14 protein-coding genes are annotated in these 15,846 nt (G+C 54.2%); 11 read left to right on the top strand and 3 right to left on the bottom strand.

Annotated features, from left to right (window positions below; translation table 11 throughout):
* The first annotated feature begins 45 nt into the window (after positions 1-45).
* The 5 genes from NSS79_RS32220 to NSS79_RS32200 all read left to right on the top strand — a co-directional run bounded on the left by NSS79_RS32220 (position 46) and on the right by NSS79_RS32200 (position 4,818).
* A complete protein-coding gene (locus NSS79_RS32220) occupies positions 46-882 on the top strand; it encodes an ATP-binding protein (RefSeq protein ID WP_342437537.1) in 837 nt (278 codons plus the stop codon).
* 166 nt (positions 883-1,048) lie between these two features.
* Positions 1,049-2,281 carry a multidrug effflux MFS transporter gene (locus NSS79_RS32215; RefSeq protein ID WP_342437536.1) on the top strand — a complete coding sequence of 411 codons (1,233 nt, stop codon included), beginning with the start codon at positions 1,049-1,051 and terminating at the stop codon, positions 2,279-2,281.
* Complete coding sequence (locus NSS79_RS32210) at positions 2,278-3,183, top strand: DMT family transporter (RefSeq protein ID WP_342437535.1); 906 nt, start codon at positions 2,278-2,280, stop codon at positions 3,181-3,183. Before NSS79_RS32215 ends, NSS79_RS32210 begins: the two co-directional genes overlap by 4 nt.
* 101 nt (positions 3,184-3,284) lie before the next feature.
* The gene (locus tag NSS79_RS32205; RefSeq protein WP_342437534.1) at positions 3,285-3,638 is read left to right on the top strand and encodes a FlxA-like family protein; all 354 of its coding nucleotides are present in this window, start codon (positions 3,285-3,287) and stop codon (positions 3,636-3,638) included.
* 316 nt (positions 3,639-3,954) lie between these two features.
* Positions 3,955-4,818: a nitroreductase family protein gene (locus NSS79_RS32200; RefSeq protein ID WP_342437533.1), complete on the top strand. Its 864-nt coding sequence runs from the start codon at positions 3,955-3,957 to the stop codon at positions 4,816-4,818.
* Positions 4,819-4,904: 86 nt separating this feature from the next.
* Here the strand turns inward: NSS79_RS32200 and NSS79_RS32195 are convergent, their stop codons facing one another.
* Both NSS79_RS32195 and NSS79_RS32190 read right to left on the bottom strand, forming a co-directional pair.
* Positions 4,905-6,386 carry an alpha-amylase gene (locus NSS79_RS32195; RefSeq protein WP_342437532.1) on the bottom strand — a complete coding sequence of 494 codons (1,482 nt, stop codon included), beginning with the start codon at positions 6,384-6,386 and terminating at the stop codon, positions 4,905-4,907.
* Positions 6,387-6,487: 101 nt separating this feature from the next.
* Positions 6,488-7,333 carry a DUF72 domain-containing protein gene (locus NSS79_RS32190; RefSeq protein ID WP_038597676.1) on the bottom strand — a complete coding sequence of 282 codons (846 nt, stop codon included), beginning with the start codon at positions 7,331-7,333 and terminating at the stop codon, positions 6,488-6,490.
* A gap of 257 nt (positions 7,334-7,590) precedes the next feature.
* On the opposite strand from NSS79_RS32190, the gene NSS79_RS32185 reads away from it, so the two are divergent.
* Positions 7,591-8,451, top strand: coding sequence for an MBL fold metallo-hydrolase (locus NSS79_RS32185; RefSeq protein ID WP_342437531.1), 861 nt, complete (start codon positions 7,591-7,593; stop codon positions 8,449-8,451).
* Between the two features lie 133 nt (positions 8,452-8,584).
* Here the strand turns inward: NSS79_RS32185 and NSS79_RS32180 are convergent, their stop codons facing one another.
* Complete coding sequence (locus NSS79_RS32180; RefSeq protein ID WP_342437530.1) at positions 8,585-10,177, bottom strand: histidine kinase N-terminal 7TM domain-containing protein; 1,593 nt, start codon at positions 10,175-10,177, stop codon at positions 8,585-8,587.
* 432 nt (positions 10,178-10,609) lie between these two features.
* Between NSS79_RS32180 and NSS79_RS32175 the strand changes: the two genes are divergently transcribed.
* From NSS79_RS32175 to NSS79_RS32155, 5 genes are all read left to right on the top strand, one after another.
* On the top strand, positions 10,610-11,392 hold the full coding sequence (locus NSS79_RS32175) for an ABC transporter ATP-binding protein (RefSeq protein WP_341096985.1): 783 nt from the start codon (positions 10,610-10,612) through the stop codon (positions 11,390-11,392).
* A gap of 2 nt (positions 11,393-11,394) precedes the next feature.
* Positions 11,395-12,207 carry an ABC transporter permease gene (locus tag NSS79_RS32170; protein WP_342437529.1) on the top strand — a complete coding sequence of 271 codons (813 nt, stop codon included), beginning with the start codon at positions 11,395-11,397 and terminating at the stop codon, positions 12,205-12,207.
* On the top strand, positions 12,207-13,112 hold the full coding sequence (locus NSS79_RS32165) for an ABC transporter permease (RefSeq protein WP_342437528.1): 906 nt from the start codon (positions 12,207-12,209) through the stop codon (positions 13,110-13,112). Before NSS79_RS32170 ends, NSS79_RS32165 begins: the two co-directional genes overlap by 1 nt.
* A 48-nt stretch (positions 13,113-13,160) precedes the next feature.
* Positions 13,161-14,267, top strand: coding sequence for an ABC transporter substrate-binding protein (locus NSS79_RS32160; RefSeq protein WP_342437527.1), 1,107 nt, complete (start codon positions 13,161-13,163; stop codon positions 14,265-14,267).
* A gap of 92 nt (positions 14,268-14,359) precedes the next feature.
* A complete protein-coding gene (locus tag NSS79_RS32155) occupies positions 14,360-15,823 on the top strand; it encodes a CoA-acylating methylmalonate-semialdehyde dehydrogenase (protein WP_342437526.1) in 1,464 nt (487 codons plus the stop codon).
* Positions 15,824-15,846 lie beyond the last annotated feature (23 nt).

Below are 15,846 nucleotides of genomic sequence, written 5' to 3'. Positions count from 1 at the left end.
TCGTAATTGTTACTATTTAATATTAATGTAAGGAGTCTACCCAACGTGAACAGCAGCAAAAAGAATAGCAACCCCGCCCGGCTGCCCCGGGCCAAGGGATTGGATATGGCAACCGTATATACACCAAAGGAATGCGGGCGCAAGGTGCGGCGCATCATTCTGAATGGGGTCAACCGGACCATTGTAGATGAATTTATTACGATCCAGGGCATGAAAGAAAGATTTGAGGCGGAGGATGTGCCTATGCCGAGCAAACTGGTGATGTTCGGTCCTCCCGGCACCGGCAAAACGCTGACCGCATTTTATATCGCGCACCGCCTGGAGCTTCCGCTTGTTCTGGTCCGCCTGGATACGATTATTCACAGCCATCTTGGTGAGACCGGGAGCAATGTGCGGAAGGTCTTTGACTATGCCAATGCTGCACCTTGTGTGCTGTTTCTGGACGAATTCGATGTACTGGGCCGAATGCGTGATTCCGGCGATGAGGTGAAGGAGATGGCACGGGTGGTTAACACGCTGCTGCAATGCCTGGATGAGTTTCATGGCGAAAGTATTTTTGTCGCCGCTACCAACCTGGAGGAAGAGCTGGACCCCGCGGTGTGGCGGCGGTTTGATACGAAAATGACGTATTCGCTGCCGACGGAGGAAGACCGGCTTCAGTATATTGGGCTGTTTGTCGGTTCTGAACCGGAGGCGCAGGAGCTGTCCCGCCGGATGGCTGAACTGCTGGCGGGCTGCAGCCTTGCCGATATCGAGCAAATTGTATTGAAAGCCAAACGAAAAGCGATCATCGAGGATGCCCCGCTGGATTACAGACACATAACCGGAGCCTATGCCGAATACAACCCGCACCGGAAAGCCGTTGCTTCTTCAGGTACATAGATAATGCAGGACTGCCTATTATTATTGGCGGACGATCTGTACATGCACTGAAAGTCCTATGGGTTAAATAGGAAAAACATTGAACATCATGTCCCGCATCAGGTAGTATGAAGAATACAAAAAACTGGCCTGAGGCCTGCTGCGGAAAGGTTGACGATATTTTACCATGATCAAAATACAAAACGATAAGAATTCGCTGGCCGCAGAAGGCCCATCGCGGAAACAGCGAATTCAGCTTGCTGTCATTCTGGGAGCTATTGCCACCATTGGTCCGCTGTCCATCGATATGTATTTGCCTGCGCTTCCCGCGCTTGGCGAACATTTCGGCACCAGCGCAGCGCTGGTGCAGCTCAGTCTGACCTTCTTTTTGCTGGGGCTGGCCTTGGGGCAGCTTGTGGCAGGGCCTTTGAGTGATGTCCACGGGCGCCGCCGTCCGCTGCTCATCGGCATGCTGATTTATGCGGTATCCTCGCTGCTCTGCGCCTTCAGCCCCTCGATCGGGCTGTTGGTCGGGCTGCGCTTTATCCAGGGCCTGGCCGGCTCGGTAGGGGTGGTCATCTCCCGGGCGGCGGTCCGCGATCTGTACAGCGGCTTCGAACTCACGAAGTTTTTCTCGCTGCTTATGATTGTCAATGGTCTAGGGCCCATATTCGCTCCCGTTATCGGCGGGCAACTGCTAAGAGTAACGACCTGGCAGGGCGTATTCATTGTATTATTTGCAGCCGGGCTGCTCTTTTGCGCCACCATTCTGCTGCGGCTGCCGGAGACGCTGCCGAAGGAGCGGCGCGTAAAAAGCGGGCTGCTAGGCACGCTGCGCACCTTCCGTGATCTGCTCCGCAACAGGAAGTTTATAGGTTATGCGCTCTCTCAAGGGTTTGTTACAGCGGCGATGTTTGCTTATATTTCCGGCTCTTCGTTTGTGCTGCAAAATATTTTTGGAGTGTCTCCGCAAATGTACAGTCTGATCTTTGCCGTTAACGGGCTGGGGATTATTATGTCCGGCCAGATTGCCGGAAGATTGTCCGGACAGCTGGGTGAAGCGAAGCTGCTGGCCAGCGGCCTCCTGCTCTGCACACTGGGAGGTGCTGTGCTGCTGATCACTATTCTGGCGGGAGGCGGTCTCCTTCCTATCCTGATCTGCCTGTTCGCTGTGGTTTCCAGTGTGGGAATGGTGGGCACAACCAGCTTCTCGCTGGCGATGCAGGATCAGGGAGAAACCGCAGGCAGCGCTTCAGCGCTGCTGGGTCTGCTGCCGCTGCTGCTTGGCGGCTGTGTCGCTCCGCTGGTCGGCCTTGGGGGTGACGAAACGGCGCTGCCGATGGCAATCGTGATCGCGGGTGCCGGGGTTTGTTCTATCCTGTCCTATCTGCTGCTCTGCAAGAGAGGGGAGAAGAGATGAGCCGTAAGGATTTCTCCATTCTATTACTGTTGGCCTTTTCCTGGGGCGCTTCCTTTCTGTTTATGAGAATTGCCTCTCCCGAATTGGGGCCTGTTGTTACGACAGAGCTGCGCGTTACGCTGGCAGCAGCAACCTTGCTGCTCTTTGCAGCGGTCACCAAGCGGAAGCTGGGGATCTGGCAGCATTGGAAGCAGTTCCTTGTGCTGGGCTCCATTAATGCCGCGCTGCCCTTCACACTGATCTGCATGGCCGAGCTGCACCTTAGCGCTTCGCTGGCAGCCATCCTCAATGCCACCACACCAATGTTCGCGGCACTTGCAGCTTGGGGAACGCAACAGGAGAAGCCGGGACTGTCCAAGTCTATAGGACTCATGATCGGCTTGCTCGGCGTAGCTGTGCTGGTCGGATGGAGTCCGGTGCCGTTCTCCGGCAAGGTTCTGTTGTCTGTGTTCTTCTCTCTCGGAGCTGCACTTGCCTACGGCTTCGGGGGATTATACGCTGCGCGCGTGGGCCGTGGCCTTGCACCATTGGCGCTTGCTGCAGGCCAGCAGCTCGGGGCGGCTGTAGTGCTGCTGCCGCTGGCGGTGATTTTTGCCCCCCGGGAGCTGCCGTCTTCGGCGGCGGTTTTTTCCGTACTCGGTTTGTCATTCATTTGCACTTCCGTGGCGTATCTCTTGTATTTTCACCTGATCCAAAGTGTCGGTGCGGTCAAGACCGTCAGCGTTACCTTTCTGGTCCCCGTGTTCGGGCTGATATGGGGGGGAATCTTCCTGAATGAACCGGTCTATGCCAATACGCTTGCCGGTCTGGCGATTATTCTGCTTAGCGTAACGCTGGTCAACCGCAAAACCCGGCCAAAAACGGCTCAGGCAGTGGATGAGAGTGGTCAGAGCAAGGTCTAATCCAATTCATAGCTTCGAATACTTTCAGCAAACTTTCAGCGCATTTTAACGTTCCTTTGGGGTGGAAGGATTATAGTGTAGTGGTGAAAGGAGGAATGTGAATGAATATTTCATCCGCATCATCTACATCTTCCGCTTCCTATACTGCTTCCAGTGCTACCGATACAAGTGCGCTGGAGAAGCAAAAAGCGAAGCTGCAAGCCGACCTGGAGAAGATCGGGGCCAGCAAGGACGACGAGAAGACAAAGGAAACCAAGACCAAGCAAATTGAGCAGCAGATCAAGCAGATCGATGCGCAAATTGCCCAGAAATCGCAGAACAGCTCCGCTTCCGCAAACAGCAGCAGCACACCGCCTGAGAAACCTGCAAACAGCAATACGCTTGCCGCGGCAAGCGTGCCGGAGATCGCTGCTGCCACTACGGACAGCGAAGGAAGATTTGACATCCGCGTATAAGTACGCACCCGAAGCCAAGTAAACAGCATACCCAAAAAGAGGACATCCTTTGCCGTGAGGGAGTCCTCTTTTTGGGTGCAGAAATAGCCGTCACATGGCGTATTGAAATTCCCCCTAAGGCGGGCTCTGCGTCTATACAGCATAATCTATAGATGTTAATATTAGTATGTGAAAAAAATAACTAACTAAACCTTTGCTCTTATTTAGATCTTATTAAGATTGCAGAATAAGCAATCCTAAGATCCATCATCACTTGGATGGCTCCTGTTTCCACAGGCGCCATCTTTTTTAAAATAATGAAGGGGAGGGACATCAGATGGGAATTCCGGTTATGGATATTATCGAGAAGCGTAAATCTGTACGGACTTATGAAGCCACACCGATCGGGGAGGCCGTCCATGCTTCCATAATGGATTATCTGAGCCAGGAGGATAATCTGCATGGGCCGTTTGGCGGAAAGCCGGGAATTGAGTGGGTCTGGGCCAAAAGCGGGACAGAGGACGGAAAGATCGTGAAGCTGGGGGCTTACGGTATTATCCAGAATCCGCAGGCGTATCTCGTCGGCAAGGTCAGGAACGACAAATTGGCGCTGCTGGAATTCGGGTATGTATTTCATAGGCTGATTCTCTATGCCACCAGCCTGGGACTTGGCACCTGCTGGCTTGGCGGAACGTTCAACCGCAAGACCTTTGCCCGCGAAATCGAGCTTGCCCCAGATGAGATTATTCCTTGCATCACGCCGCTGGGGTATGCACGGGAGAAGCAGCGGTTGCTGGATGCCACGATGCGCTATGTCGTCAAAGCTGATCAGAAGAAGCCTTGGCGGGATCTGTTCTACGACACCGAATTTGGCAATATGCTCGCTCCAGAGTCAGCCGGGAAGCTTGCGCCCCCGCTGGAAATGGTCCGGCTCGGCCCTTCTGCTTCAAATAAACAGCCTTGGAGAGTGGTAGTCTCTCCGGACCGGAAGCAGGCCCATTTCTACCTGCAGCATACGCCGAATTACAGCGGCAACAAGCTGGGCTTTGAGATGCAGCGGATTGATATCGGGATTGCCGCCTGCAATTTCGGGCTTGCCTGCCGTGAACTGGACATTGCGGGGGAATGGACTGTTAATGATCCGCAGCTTGATCTTGACGGACCGCTTACAGAATATATGCTGAGCTATAAACTCAGTTGAACCGGAACGTCAACGTATATAACAAAGAGGTGAACTAACGGCTGCCGGTACGGCGCGTAGTTCACCTCTTTTATTAAATAGATGCTTTATGCCGGATCGGGTTCCTTGTCGCCGTTATCGGGCAGAGCCCAGACAGAGACACTTCCGCCGTTTACCGGGAAAACCGCCCAGCCATCCTCACCGATGGTTATATTGTCCTCACGGTTATGGGTGAAATCCTTCCAAACTTCGCCTGCCCGTTCCTCGCCGAGGAACATCCGCTTCTCCCCCTGATCTCCATTGGAGATGACTACGGCACAGCCGGAGCCTTCGATTTCTTCCACACCGCGCCGCACCCAGCCAATCGTATTGGGGTGGTCGAAATAATCATCCTGCTCTCCGTATGCCTTATGGTACCGGGTGTAGAGCAGCGGATCAATGGCGGCTTTCTTGCCTTCCACCGGAGTCGGTCCGCCGATGCCATAATAATCACCGTAGAAGACAACCGGGTATCCGTCACGCCGCAGCAGGATCAGGGCATAGGCACTTTGCTTGAACCAGTCGCCGACCCAGGATTCCAGCGCTTCATGGGGCTGCGAATCATGATTATCAACGAAAGTTACGGCATTGCCGGGGTGGGTCTGGACGAGCGTATCGTTAAAGATTTGGGTCAGATCAAAGTCCCTGCCCGCCAGTGCAGCCGAATACAGCTTGTAGTGAAGCGATACATCGAACAGGTCGATTTGATAATCCACCGTGTTGAGGAATTCCCGGCAGGCCTCGAGATTCGAGTTCCAGAATTCGCCGACAATGTAGAAGTCCTCACCGCGTTTTTTACCCATTTCGGCAGCGAATTCTTTGATGAATTCATGATTGATATGCTTGATGGCGTCCAGCCGGTATCCGCTGCACTGCAGCGTGTCGACCAGCCATTTGCCCCATTCCAGCATCTCATGCCTAACTTCCTCATGGCTGTAGTCGATGTTGGCGAACATCAGATAATCATAGTTGCCGAACTCGTCATCCACATTCGGGTTCCAGCTCTTGTTGTCGGAGGCAAGCTTGAATACGCCGGTCCGGCTTTCCTTGGCATCGAAATCGGTGCCGTTAAAATGAGTGTGGTTCCATTTAAAAGCGGAGTACTGGTCTCCACGTCCGGGAAAGGTGAATTTGGTCCAGCCTTCAATCTCGAACGGTTTCGAAATTTCCTTGTTGCGGTCGTTCGGATCAACCTCGATCACCTGGAACACTTCGGTCTCGTCGGCGCCCGCTTTATGATTCATCACCAGATCCACATAAACAGCGATGCCGTTCTTTTGGCATTCGGCAATCGCCTCCACCAGTTCCAGCTTGGTGCCGTATTTGGTCCGGATGGTCCCCTTCTGGTCGAATTCGCCCAGATCGTATAGATCATAGACACCATAGCCTGTATCCTCGCCAGAGACAGCCTTGGTTACCGGCGGTACCCAGACAGAATCAATATAGGCGGCCTTCAGCTCGGTGGCAGCATCAGCCAGCCGTTTCCAGTGGTTCCCGTCCGCGGCGACATGCCATTCGAAAAACTGCATCATCGTATGGTTTCTCTTCATTTCCGTTTGGCCTCCTTTAAAATTATGATATGAATGGATTTATGCGATTGGTGTCGTGCTTCAGTAAAGAGCAGAAGAGAGGATATGTACACATCTGGTGCTCATGAAAATAAGTCCAGCTGGCGCGGGGCCAGTCCGCCGTCGATTCCGAGCAGCGCTTGCAGCTCTTTGGCGTTATCGGTGGCGTCACCACCGGAGTTATTGTTGAAGACCACGTACAGCTCCCGGCAGGACTGCTCTAGCGCAAGCAGCCGGTCCCGCCACTCGGTCAGCTCCTCTGTGCTGTAGCGGTACAAGTAGCGCAGGCTCCGCCAATTCGGATGGCTGCTCTGGCTCCAGCCCTGGGCGTTGCGGCCATGCAGCCGCACGTAGGTGATATCCGGCGATGTGGCCACCGGCACAATCGGAACCGAGCCTGATCCGGCCTGGGGTTCATCAGCCACCGTATGAATCCAGCCCTCCTGCTCCAGAAACTGCAGGGTTTTGGCCTGCATTTCCGGACTGTACCAGGAGTCATTGCGGAATTCGATGGCGGAAGGCACATCCAGCATCCGCTGCTTGGCCTCACGCAGAAACTGCACGTTCTCTTTAGTGCAGTCGAACCACGGCGGAAACTGGAAGAGGGCCATCGCAAGCTTCCCGGCTGCCCGGACTGGCTCAATAGAGGTATGGAAGGCCTGATACATTTCCTCCGGAGTGTCGTAATAATTCTTTTTCTCGCGTAAATGTCCGGTCATTCCCTGATAGGCTTTAACGATAAACCGGAAGGCATCCGGCGTCTGGCTTACCCATTTGGCGTAATTTCTGACTGGCTGCACGGCATAAAAGGAGCTGTCAATCTCCACAATCGGAAAATGCGCGCTATAGGTAGGGAGCCGGTCAGCGGGCTTGATTTTGCCGTAAAGCTCTTCATGGTCACCGAAGCCGGTTAGCCCGATCTTAATCATGGAATCTCCTCCTTGTCAGTATATCCGTACCTGACCCGAACAGATCAGCTAACTCTTATTAAACTTAAAACCCTCTTTAGCAAACAAGGGCTGTTGATTAATGTCCGTAATTGAGGCAACATGAAGATTAAGATGGCCTGAAACGAACGAGGCCGGAAATACCGCTATGGGTGCTGTTATCACCAAAAGAACGTCCGGATATACTTTGTTGTCCGGCCTATTTTCAGTCAGATGTATATTGCAAGGGGGAGCACGAGATGGAGCACAAGTTCGAGCAGCTTAGCCGTCATATTCTGATTATGCATCCGGAGCATGACACGGATCGTCCGGTATTGGCAGCAATTACAGGGGAACGGCGTACACTTCTGATGGATGCCGGCAATTCGCCGGCCCATGCAGCGCTGTTCCGGGAAGAACTGGCCAGACGCGGCTGCAGGCAGCCAGACCTGCTGGTTCTGACCCATTGGCACTGGGATCACACCTTCGGGCTCTCATCCTGGAAGTCCCCAGCTATTGCCCATGAAGAGACGGCGAAAGTGCTGGAGAGCCTGACCGGGTTGAACTGGGGAGAAGAAGGTTTGGAGAAGCTTGTAAAGAGTGGCACGATCAGTGAAGAAAGCGCAGAACATATCCGCCTGGAGTACGGCGAGGCAAGAGAGGTAACGGTCGTCAAGCCGGATATTGTGTTTACCGGCAGCCTCACGCTCGATTTGGGCGGAGTTGTCTGTGAAGTGGTCCATGTGGGCGGCGACCATTCGCCGGACTCCTGCGTGCTTTACGTTAAGGAAGACAAGGTGCTTTTTCTGGGCGATGCTCTAGGCCCTGCTGTGTATGGCGGACCACGCCAATACAGCAGCACCGGGTTCTTAAGATTGCTGGACATTGCCTACCGCTATGACGCAGACTGGTATGTGGAGTCGCATGGGCTGCCGATGACCAGGCAGGAGTTCCGGGAGGATCTGGCTCCCTGGGAACGGCTGGCCCGGATCGTCGATGTGTTCGGACACAACCGGGAACGGGTGGTGCTGGAGCTGAAGACCTATCTGCAGCTTGAAGAGCTGCCTGGCGATTTGCTGCAGGGTGTGGAATATTTCATGGCAGGCGCGAAGCGGCGTTAACTTGCAATATTCATACTTTCTACTGATTATATTCAGACCCTGCCATGCACTGGCGGGGTCATTGTGTTGCAGAATGATGAGATAACAGCCCTGTTCTCTAATCGGCTTCGTGCCGGAGAACAGGGCTGTCCGTTTAAACAGGTGTTAAGGGGGTGATCGATCCTCCGCTAGATAAATGTACGGTATTGCGTCCGTTGCGTTTGGAGCTGTAGAGCGCATGATCCGCTTCCGAGAGCAGCTCTTCAAGCGAAATAGGTTCCCTGAACGCCTCCGCCACCCCGAAGCTTGCCGTTACATGGATCGGACCGGACGAGGTGTAGACTTCGCTGTGCTCAATGCTGTCACGGATAGCTTCGGAGAGCAGAGCCGCCTGCTTCAAGGAAGTGTCAGGCAGACAAATGACGAATTCTTCGCCTCCGTAACGTCCGAAAATATCCCCTTCGCGCACATGCTTGCTGCATACGCCGACAATATGCTGGAGCGCCATATCGCCATATTGATGCCCGTAGCGGTCGTTGATGCTCTTGAAAAAGTCGATATCGAGCAGAATGATGCACAAGGGGCGCTTGCTGCCAACTGCTTCCTCCAGCAGAGACCGGCTCCGCTCCATGAAGTGCGTACGGTTATAGATGCCGGTCAGGCTGTCGACAGTGGCGAGCTGCAGCAGCTTGGCCTGAAGCAGCGTCCGCTCTGTCACATCGATCAGCATAATCATCCGCCCGGCCAGATGACCGTCATGCTTCTGCACCGGAGAGGATCTGACCTGGTAATAGCTGGTCTCCCCGTTGATATTCCAGGCCAGCTCGCGTTCCTCGCTGAGCAGAGGGTCGGAGTTCATTACATAATCTACAGCGTCTTTGCCCGCAGTCAGGAACAGCTGGGCGAGCGGTCTGCCGATGGCTGATGAATCCAGGCCTTCCAGCATTTCTGTGGCAGCACGGTTATAGTCGACGAGCGTATCTTTGCGGTCCGTGACCAGCACTCCGTCACGCATGCTCTCGAACAAATTCTCCCGGGCAATGGGCGCCGCGGTGAGCATGCCCCTGGAAAGAATCGCCCAAATATAGAGGGTCGAAGTCACACTCATAATCACCGGCACAGGGTCCATTCCATAAGGGGTCATGTTCATTAAATAGAGGAAGGCTCCCAAAGCCGGGAGGAACTGTCCGATGAAGATCGTCATCATCTGCCGGCGGTAGACCCGCTTCATCCGGTTCCATTGCCAGAGAATGAGACACATTCCCGCAAGCATGCAGCCGAAGGTCAAACTGCCTTGCACAATATACCAAGGTCCCATCACGATGTCGATCAGCGGGGTGGGGGCACCCTCCCGGAAATGCATCGACTGATAGAACAGATGGTGATAATCGTTGGTCCATACGAGCACGGTAGAGGTTAAGGGGATGGAGTACAGCGCGGTCACCAGCCCTTTCTTAACCAGCCGGTCCAGGCCGACGAAATGCATGATCATAATCAGGCTGGAAGGAGCGATATAGGGCATTCCCAGATACTCCACCTTGACCCAAAAGCCAATCTCCTGCATGGTACTGCCCGACAATTCCAGCGCGAAGCCAAAGGTATAGATCGCGGTAGTGATGGAGCTGAGGATGAAGGCATTGATTCCGGAGAAATCCGTTCTTCTGTAATAGGCGAACAGCGCGAGAAGTGCGCTCAGCACACCGGAGATGGAGACAATGATAATATAATTCGAGATCATAGCTTCCATCGGCCGGGCCTCCAGGTAGTGCGGGCTGCCGAGGTTGGCCATGGGAGCAGGGACAACGGGGCATATAGCCATGAGGCGTTATTATAAGCATTAAACATCACGTATTGTCTCCTGTTTCAGCAAGAATATAGTTAAATAGTACCACATATCTTCATGGATCACATTCGGGATTGAACGCAGTGAAGTGTGAACACCGCTACCTTCTTTTATCGGCATATTTCTTCATTATTAACAATGAAAGCGCCCCTCCTAGACAAAGTGACGGAATTTCACAGATGCAATTTTACTATTTGTCTAGTGAGTGTACCGGGAGCAAAGTGTACCATGTTAGTTAATACTACATTTCTAAAAGAAAGACAGCATTTCATGAGAAATTGCGTTATGTTAATTAACATTAATCGATCAGATTCAGGGATGAAGGGGGAGCTGGAAATGTCATTAGTAGCGGCAAGAATTCCTGAAATACAGCTGGAAAACGTTGAAATGCGTTATGTGGCGGAGACTGCCGACGTACTTGCACTGCATCAGGTGAGCCTTGATATTGCCAAAGGAGAATTCGTCTCCCTGCTGGGTCCATCGGGGTGCGGCAAAACTACACTGCTGAGATTGATGGCAGATCTTATTACACCAACTGGCGGAAACATTACGGTGGCTGGCAAGAGCGCCAAGGAAGCCAGACTGGCCCAAAAGTACGGTATAGTTTTCCAAAGTCCGGTACTTTATGACTGGCGCAAGGTGAAACACAACATTACCCTGCCGCTGGAGCTGATGGGCGTCAAGAAGTCGATCCGTGAGGACAAGGCGCTGGAGCTGCTGGATCTCGTCGGGCTGCAAGGCTTCGCGGACAAATATCCCTGGCAGCTCAGCGGCGGCATGCAGCAGCGGGTTGCGATTGCCAGAGCGCTGTCGATGGAGCCGGAGATTCTGCTCATGGATGAACCGTTCTCCGCGCTGGATGAGTTTACCCGCGAGCGCCTGAATGAAGAGCTGCTGGCTGTCTGGAGCAAGGTGCAGAGCACCATCGTTTTTGTCACCCACAGCATTCCTGAATCCATTTTTCTGTCTGACCGCGTATTCGTGCTTTCTCCACATCCGGGAAGGCTGTCGGCTATTGTTGATATTCCGCTGCCGCGTCCGCGTACGGCGGAAATGAGAAACAGCCCGCAGTTTTTTGAACTGATCGCCACGATCCGCGACAGCTTTGAAGGGGTGTAACGATGAAGGGGAACAGTGCGTTTATGCGCAGCCGCGTGCTGCCGCTGTCCGTCTGGCTCCTTGGGCTGCTGATGGTGTGGGAGGCTGGCTCCTGGATGCTGCTCCATGTGGCACAAACGCCGCTGGCCCAGTCAAAGCTGCCTTATGTTCATGAAGTGGCGGCTACCTTATGGAAGTACAGCGGCACACTGGTTAAGGAGGGGGGAGCTACCTTTGGCAATGCAGGAGTCGGGTTTCTGATCGGGGCCACTGCGGGTGTGGTTCTCGCTGTGCTGATGAGTCTGTCGAAGACGATCGAGCAGCTTGCCTTTCCGTATGCCATTGCCTCGCAGATGATCCCGATTCTGGGGCTTGCACCTATTATTTACGGTATTGTACGTGATGAGCAGGTGTCCCGGATCATTATTTCCGGATACATTACCTTTTTCCCGGTTGCGCTCAACATGCTGCGCGGTCTGCGCAGCGTCGATCTGCCGGCGCTGGAGCTGATGCATTCTTATGCCGCCAAACCTTGGGCGGTGTACTGGAAGCTGCGCTTTCCGGCTGCACTGCCGGCACTGTTCAGCGGCCTCAAGGTCGCAGCCCCGCTTGCCGTGACCGGTGCGATTCTGGTAGAGCTTATGGGGGCGCAGCACGGCATCGGTGTGATCATGCTGCGCAATCTCTATTATGGTCCTTCCCATACGTATATGTTCTGGTCCACGGTAATTGTCGGCGCTTTGCTGGGAGTGGCGAGCTACGGGCTGATGAGCCTCGCCGAACGCCTGGTTGCGCCATGGCAGCCTGAATTCCGCCCGAAGGGGGGCCGCCGTTAATGGAGGGAAATACGGTGCGTGAAGCAACGTTGATAGCTTCGGCAGGAAATGAGGGAGCTACACCATCTCGTATAACAACGAAAGATAGTGCATTTACTGGACGTAGCAAGCGGAAGCTTGGACGCCGCTCTGTGAAATGGCTGAACGCTGGCGTCATTCTGCCTCTGCTGGCCGGTGTGCTTTTTCTGGTTCTCTGGGAAGCACAAATATTCCACAAGCTGTTCGATCTGAAAAAATACCAGCTGCCGCTGCCTTCGGCCATAGCGGAGGCGATTAGGGATAATTTCAGCCTGCTCTTGTCCTATACCGGCTATACGCTGACTGAGGCCGTGGCGGGAATGCTGATTGGTTCGGCCTTCGGTTTCTTAATCGCCCTGGTCGCAACGGCCTGGCCCCGCTGGGGCGGTGGCAGCCTGACACTGGTCGCTGCACTGAATGCTGTGCCGATTGTTGCGCTGGCACCGATTATGAATCTGTGGTTCGGCGACGGGATCGGCTCGCGTGCGGCAATCGTTACAGCAACGACCATGGCAGCGATGGCTATCAATGCCTATAAAGGGATGGCATCAGTCGACCCGCTGGCGCTGGATTTAATGCATTCCTACGCAGCCGGCAAGCCGGCGGTATTCCGCTATCTGCGGATTCAGAACAGTCTGCCGTATGTGTTCACGGCGCTGAAGATCAATGCTACCGCAAGTATGATCGGAGCGATTGTCGGAGAGTTTTTCTTCTCCTCCAGAGGGCTTGGCTACCTGCTATCCAACTCGATCAAGGTGGCCAAGATGCCGCTGGGCTGGTCCTGCATCGTACTTGCGGCTATAGCCGGAGTCATCTTCTATCTGGTAGTGGAGCGGCTGGAGAAGCTATTCATCAAGTGGCATTCCTCCCAGCGTGCGTCATCTTAAATCTGTTACACCAAACTACAAATCCAAATGGGTAGGGGGAGCTGCGTGATGAAAGGGAACAAAGGCAAATTTCACGGTGGGCTGTTGATGGCGGTAATGATCATGGCAATCTCTTTGCTGGCAGGTTGTGGAGGTAACAACAATAATAATGCTCCGGCGGCTGAAGCGACGGCAGGCACGGGAGCTTCGGCTTCACCGGAAACGGCGGCGGCCACAGAACCGGCTGCGGAGCCGGTGACGGTCAAGCTCCAGCTGAAATGGGTGCCGCAGGCACAATTTGCCGGATACTTTCTGGCCCAGGACAAGGGGTACTATGCTGAAGAAGGTCTTAATGTGGAGATCCTGCCCGGCGGCCCGGATATAGTACCTGAACAACAGGTCGCGGGCGGCTCAGCCGATATCGGCGTGGATTGGGTGGCGAGTCTGCTGACCAGCCAGGAACAGGAAATGCCGCTGGTGCAGATTGCGCAAATCTATCAGAAGAGCGGACTCGTGCTGGTGTCCAAGAAGGAGGCGGGAATCAGCAGTGCAGCGGATCTGAAGGGCAAAAAAGTCGGCAACTGGATGGGTGGCAACGAGTTTGAAATCCTTGCGCTTTTTGATAAATACAAGCTGGATTCCAATAAGGACCTGAACTTCACGAAGCAGGGCTTCACGATGGACCAATTCCTTGGCGGCGAAATCGACGCGGCTTCGGCGATGACGTATAACGAATATCAGGTTGTGCTGGAATCGGGCATCAAGGCCGGAGAGCTGAATGTGATTGATATGAATGATGAAGGCGTAGCGATGCTCGAAGACAATCTGTTCGCCAATAAAGAGTGGCTTGCAGACAATAAGGAGACAGCGGCCAAATTCGTCCGCGCTTCCTTGAAGGGCTGGAAGGATGCCATCGCCGATCCTGAGGCGGCTGTGGATAGTGTTATGAAGCTCGCTGAAGAAGGCAGCACTTCAAGAGAGCATCAGCTCACGATGATGACGGAGGTTGCCAAGCTGATCCAGCCGGAGGGCTTTGACGTTTCCAAGCTGGGGTATACCGATGCAGATGCATTCCAGCAGACGGCAGACATCGCACTCAAATTCGGTGTTATCAAAGAGGCGGCCAACGTGGAAGAAGCCTATACGAACGAGATTGTTGAAATGGCAGCAAAATAAGCGGTTTCCCTCATATTGATGATAGATGGCCGCCCGTTCTGGCGGTCATCTGTTATCATCGGCATCCAGAAACAGTGAAAGAGGTGCGGGCTATGTCTCTGCTGGCGAAGCAGACTGAAAAGGTCAGAAATTATATAAACGGGGTTTGGGTAGCATCATCATCCGGGCGGGAGGAGGAAGTGTTCAACCCGGCAACCGGAGAAGTGATTGCTTATGTGCCGATTTCCAGCCGCGAAGAGCTGGATACTGCGGTGCAAGCTGCGGCAGAGGCATTTCATTCATGGAAAAGGGTTGCCGTTCCGCGGAGGGCCCGCTATTTCTTCCAGTACCAGCAGCTGCTGATGCAGCACTGGAATGAGCTGGCTGAGCTGATTACGCTGGAGAACGGCAAAAGCCTGGAGGAAGCGCTGGGCGAAGTGCTGCGCGGTATTGAATGTGTGGAGTTTGCCTCCGGCATCCCCACACTGATGATGGGCAGCCAACTGCCGGATATTGCCACCGGAATTGAATCGGGCATGTACCGTTACCCCCTGGGGGTGATCGGCGGGATCGCGCCCTTTAACTTCCCGATGATGGTGCCCTGCTGGATGTTTCCGCTGGCAGTGGCCTGCGGCAATACCTTTGTGCTGAAGCCTTCCGAACGGACACCGCTGCTGATGAACCGGCTGGCGGAGCTGTTTGCGGAAGCGGGATTTCCGCCGGGTGTGCTGAATGTTGTGCACGGATCACATGATGTGGTGGGTGGATTACTTGAACACGACGAGGTGAAGGCGATTTCCTTTGTCGGCTCACAGCCGGTAGCGGAATATGTGTATAAGCAAGGGACTGCACACGGCAAACGGGTGCAGGCACTGGCCGGAGCCAAAAATCATTCGATTGTGCTTCAAGATGCCGATCTGGGCAATGCGGTGAAGAATATTATCGCTGCGGCCTTCGGGTCGGCGGGCGAACGTTGCATGGCCTGTTCGGTGGTCGTCGTGCAGGAGACGATTGCCGACGAACTGGTGCGCCGTCTCCTTGAGGCGGCCGACGGGCTGGAGATCGGCGACGGCAGGGAAGCCGGAGTATTTCTCGGGCCGGTTATCCGCCAGTCGAACAAGGACCGCACGCTGGCTTATATTGAGGCAGGTGTACAGGAGAAGGCGGAGCTGGTGCGGGACGGCCGGAAAGATGCAGCGGCGGGAGGTAAGGGCTACTTTCTCGGGCCGACCATCTTCGACCGTGTAGAGCCGGGAATGACGATCTGGCGCGATGAGATTTTCGCTCCGCTGCTGTCTGTGGTGCGTGTCAAGGATCTGGCGGAGGCGATAAACGTAACGAATCAGTCCCCGTTTGCCAATGGAGCCTGCATTTATACGGACAGCGCCAAGGCGGTCCGGGAATTCCGGGAAGAGATTGATGCCGGAATGCTTGGTGTGAATCTCGGTGTGCCTGCACCGATGGCCTTTTTCCCTTTCTCGGGTTATAAGAAATCGTTCTATGGAGACCTGCACGCCAACGGCCGTGACGGTGTGGAATTCTACACCCGCAAGAAAATGATCACTGCGCGTTATTGACCACAATGGAATGTTGAGAGGAG

The sequence above is a fragment of the Paenibacillus sp. FSL L8-0436 genome, from assembly GCF_038593025.1.
In the GTDB taxonomy this organism is placed as follows: domain Bacteria; phylum Bacillota; class Bacilli; order Paenibacillales; family Paenibacillaceae; genus Paenibacillus_AQ.
The sequence above is the reverse complement of the archived record's forward strand: the minus strand, read 5'-3'. Positions and strand labels throughout refer to the sequence as shown.